We start from the raw sequence: 2925 nt of genomic DNA on the forward strand, positions 1-2925 counted from the left end.
CTTTATATAGATTATGATTTAAGTTGCCTTCTAATGAATAATATCCAGTCATTTTTGTTTCTTCTTCTTGTAGATAAAGTTGAGTAGTTGTTAAATGCTTATGTTTACCTTTCTTCTGAGCATCTGTTATTGATCCTGTGATTCGATAAGTGTTAGTTACTGCTGTTTTTTTGAATGAGTGGAAAGTGTAATTTCTATCCTCATGTTTAAACTTGTATTTAAATCGTGCCATCATATCTGTAATGTTCTTTTTAGTTAAGGTAAATACTTTCTTCTGTCCTTCCACTTTAAGTTGTAATAGCTCTTCGTAGAATGCTTTGCTAATTGGCTCTAAATACTTCACATTTCCCTTACCTACACCAGAAAGATACACTCTTTCACCATCAGGTTTAAATTGTGACCACTCTAATTCACGTAATTCTGATTCACGTAGCCCAGTGTCAATTGCTGTTTTAATGATGAGTTTCTTCTCAAGTTGCTTGTTCTTTTCATGTTGTGTTGCTTCTAAATATTGTTCAGCGATTTCCATTGGGATTGAATCATAAGAGTTAGGATTATTCTGTAGGTTTTCAATTAGTTCAAAGAATGTTAAGTCTGATTGAATTACCTTCTTTGCATTTAGATTCTTATACAAAGACTTAATACTAATTGAATGTCGATTAACTGTACTGTTGGATTTCTTACTTAGTCCATTTAAGAAAGAGTTAAATGAATCATAATCCAAAACCTCTAATTCTTCTGCTGTTATAGTGCTAATTGATTTATCATATACATCTGATAAGAAACGCTTAATGTCTCCTCTATAGCTCTTAGATGTATCTTCTGATCGCTTGCTTCTTTCAAATAGAAAATCTTCAATTGCTTTACCTGCCTTGGTTTGAAATTGTGTTACTGTTGCTAAGTTAGTCATTTTAATATACCCCATTCCTTTCTTATCTGTCTGTTATGTTGATTTATGATTTCTTTCTTATTAACGCTAATCATCTTGTATTCGCTCCCTTAGATAAAGACATGATTTGTAATTTGTGTCAGCTCATGCTGCCTCATGTCCTTATCCAAGAGAACGAATGTTCCAAGACTGTATTGTCTTATAATTCGTTCTTCTGTACATTTAGTTTACCACACTCTCTGTTATTTTAAACCCCTTTTCTTAATTAATTTATAATTTATTTATAACTATTTTACATGGCTTCATTCGTGATGCTTCAATCTCTTCTGGAGTCTTATATTGTAGTGTATGCTGATTTTCCAAATGTGATACCCACTTTCTTATAATTGTTTAATTAAGTTTAATTATTATATGATACATTATCAATGAAGCGATTTGTCATTTCTTCTCTCATGTGTTCCACTAAATGATTGTACATATGATTGTTCATGGATTCATCTTGTCGCCCAAAACACTCGTTATATACTTCTAATAGCTGYATATCCTGATCCAATGACAGGTGATACTTCTTACCTTTTAGTGCTAATTCATAAAGCTCTACAAGTTGTTTGTTACTCATGTCATAAACGTTCATCTGGACATTCCTTCTTTCTATAATTTGTTGTTACTTATAATAATAAATTATAACACAAACAATGTCAATAAAAATGGAAACTAATAGTTAATTAATTTCCATTTAAAACAGTTCATTTATTTGCCTTCTTTAGTGACCACTTCGGCAATATGCAAAGCAATGACACACTTTTCTTTTTCTAAATGGTCAAATTCCTTTTCAATTCGATCCTTAGCGGTATCATTCTTGTCCTTGAATGCCTGAAGATATTCTACTCCTTTTGTTGATAATTGCTTTTCTTTATCTTTATATAGGCTAAGTATTTCAAAGAATGATTTACCTTTCATCGCTACACCAATATCGTGCATATCCCATCCGTTTAAATCTAGTGCCATTATTTCTTCATCTCCTTTGAATGTTATTTTATAATATATTTATTTAAGTATTAGTGAAAGAAGTCATTCCTCTTCCACATACAATCCTTCTTTAAATGCTGGACTGTTAAATGTCTTTATTACACTCGCAATTTTACCTTYATGTACTTCAGGTTCTTTTTGATTGTCTATATATACACTAAACCGATAAGAGTCTTTTGAAGATTTTTTGATTGTTGAATATCCGTCATTTTGATCAAATCTGATTGTTGCACCATTTCTTAGCTCTTTCATTGCTTCAGATGGGTTAAGATATATCTTCTTCACTTGAATCACTCCTTAGTGCCATTATACAATAAGCTATCTAGTACCGTAAAATGTTAGTTTTATTTCTTAGTTTGGTTGGACTATGCGTTATTAGTCATGTCGCAGTTTATCCTCATTCCATTAATTACTTTTGTGCTTTGACCACGCATCAGCATTCCTTTTTCTCCGTTTCTACCTTTTGTAAATACAACGGAATAATCTCTGTTAGGCAATCCTAGCAACTTCAAAACATCTTCGTAAGATATCTCTTCTTTCTCAAAAACAAAATGACTACCATTTACAACTACCATTTTCTTATCACTCCTTTTGGTTCTACTGACTATTTTCCAAATCCATGTATGGATCTTTCCCCTGTTTAATCCTCATCTCATTGATTTCCAATGTTTCTTCTTCAATACAAGGTGGGCAATATCTAACCCACTCAGAAGTCTCTCTTCCGCAATTCATACACTCCAATACATCATCCTTTCTAAATTCGCTTTTTATTTGATGACTTCAATTGTAATTTTCACATTTAATCCTTCAAAATCAAGAAGTTCTTCAGTAAAATATGAGTTGTTATTTATTTCTAAGTCCCCATATTGTGAGTAATAGCTTCCACATTCAATTTCTCTCATGTACACTTTTCCTTCAAATACAGCTATTTGATTCAGAAGATATGATTTATCTAATTTTGTTGCAGGTACATACTTTTTCATTGTCTGCTCCCCTTCTCCAAATAA

Annotated in this window: 6 protein-coding genes; all 6 read right to left on the reverse strand. The window is 31.7% G+C overall.

The features are described 5' to 3' along the window. Positions 1-910, reverse strand: a 910-nt coding sequence (locus AC1DSL_RS16890) for a tyrosine-type recombinase/integrase (protein WP_477533097.1), incomplete at its 3' end; no start/stop codon positions are given. A 379-nt stretch (positions 911-1289) separates the two neighbouring features. After that, entirely contained in the window at positions 1290-1523 is a 234-nt protein-coding gene (locus tag AC1DSL_RS16895; protein WP_477533098.1) for a hypothetical protein, read from the reverse strand. 116 nt (positions 1524-1639) lie between these two features. Continuing rightward, positions 1640-1897, reverse strand: a complete 258-nt coding sequence (locus tag AC1DSL_RS16900; protein WP_477533099.1) for a hypothetical protein — start codon at positions 1895-1897, stop codon at positions 1640-1642. 63 nt (positions 1898-1960) lie between these two features. Further along, on the reverse strand, positions 1961-2203 hold the full coding sequence (locus AC1DSL_RS16905) for a hypothetical protein (RefSeq protein WP_477533100.1): 243 nt from the start codon (positions 2201-2203) through the stop codon (positions 1961-1963). An 80-nt stretch (positions 2204-2283) separates the two neighbouring features. Next, positions 2284-2493, reverse strand: coding sequence for a multiubiquitin domain-containing protein (locus AC1DSL_RS16910; protein WP_477533101.1), 210 nt, complete (start codon positions 2491-2493; stop codon positions 2284-2286). Between the two features lie 192 nt (positions 2494-2685). Further along, the coding region (locus AC1DSL_RS16915) for a hypothetical protein (protein ID WP_477533102.1) at positions 2686-2925 on the reverse strand (240 nt) is incomplete at its 5' end.

The organism is Paenisporosarcina sp. P4_D4 (genome assembly GCF_056401835.1).

Excerpts from the sequence above, each read along its gene's own strand:
- AC1DSL_RS16900 (WP_477533099.1), bottom strand. The coding sequence starts at position 1,897 with ATGGCACTAGATTTAAACGGATGGGATATGCACGATATTGGTGTAGCG.
- AC1DSL_RS16910 (WP_477533101.1), bottom strand. The coding sequence starts at position 2,493 with ATGGTAGTTGTAAATGGTAGTCATTTTGTTTTTGAGAAAGAAGAGATA.